This is a genomic window from Vibrio sp. Vb1755, assembly GCF_033338635.1.
In the GTDB taxonomy this organism is placed as follows: domain Bacteria; phylum Pseudomonadota; class Gammaproteobacteria; order Enterobacterales; family Vibrionaceae; genus Vibrio; species Vibrio alginolyticus.
Map to the genome: position 1 here is coordinate 1 of NZ_JAWOTA010000361.1, position 1,039 is coordinate 1,039.

Annotated in this window: 1 protein-coding gene and 1 pseudogene; one reads left to right on the forward strand and one right to left on the reverse strand. The window is 43.4% G+C overall.

Annotated features, from left to right (window positions below; all coding sequences use genetic code 11):
* A pseudogene (locus R7E00_RS25135) lies at positions 1-176 on the forward strand (EamA family transporter); the annotation flags it as partial.
* Positions 177-248: 72 nt separating this feature from the next.
* Here R7E00_RS25135 and R7E00_RS25140 read toward each other — a convergent pair.
* Positions 249-1,028, reverse strand: a complete 780-nt coding sequence (locus R7E00_RS25140; protein ID WP_025572553.1) for a methyltransferase domain-containing protein — start codon at positions 1,026-1,028, stop codon at positions 249-251.
* Positions 1,029-1,039 lie beyond the last annotated feature (11 nt).

Below are 1,039 nucleotides of genomic sequence, written 5' to 3' on the forward strand. Positions count from 1 at the left end.
TTGTCGTTGGCTTTATCTGGTTTGGTGAAATACCAGATATTTTCATGGCCATCGGTACGGTGATGATCGTGGTGCCACTGATCTGGCTATCGAAACGCGAGCGTCGCAAGCAGAAAGAACATGCTCAGCTTCAGGCTCAAAAGGAGCACGAGCAGCAACAAGCACACGTTGCTTAATAAAGCCTACAAAACAAAAACCGAGCTTTCTGTGCTCGGTTTTTTTGTTGGTATCGAGAATCGAATAAGCCGCTAGGTTGTTCTTACGTAGGCAACCACGTGAGATAAAAACTGCATGGCATAACGTTCATTGAATCGCATTCTATATTCGTGCTCGGCTTCAGAAACAAAACGCCAGTCTTCACCAAAATACGCTTTGATGTCATCGACTGCTTCTGCCCGATCCTTAATATGCTTAGCATTCCATTGATATGTGCAGGAAACAACAAGTACGCCACCGATTTGCGTCGCTTGTTTCAACGCGTTAATAACTCTTAATGGCGATTCACACTGATCCAGCACGTTTAAACACACCACCAAGTCGTAAAACTTAGAGACGGTGTCTTTCTCTAACGGTTGATTAATCAACTCTAAATCGACGTGTGCGCAATTTTGCACTAACTCTCGATTATCTACCTCAACAGTTTTGAACGTGTTGAGCCCATGAATATAAGTCAGCTCGACCTGTTGTTCTTCCACCAACAACTGTTTCAATCCATTCAACAACATACCTGACGGCTCAACAAGCGTTGCTTGTTTTAGGCTATCTAATCGCTGAACTAACTCATAATAGTTTCTACCTAACGCAGCGCCAACCTCAAGCAAAGCATGAGGCGGTTTTCCATTCTTCGATACCGCTTGAGTAATAAAATCCGCCACTTGCGAACAATGGGATGATTTAGCAAAAGAAAGTGGAACAAGTTTCGACTCACTGGTGATCGCATCAATCTGCTTATCTTCCACAAATTTATCGAACCATTGTGCCTCAAAATAACCCGCCAAACCTCGACTGTTTAGGTAAAAATCTTCCATGCTGATTCCGT

Coding starts and splice junctions, on each gene's coding strand:
- R7E00_RS25140 (WP_025572553.1), bottom strand. CDS start 1,028: ATGGAAGATTTTTACCTAAACAGTCGAGGTTTGGCGGGTTATTTTGAG.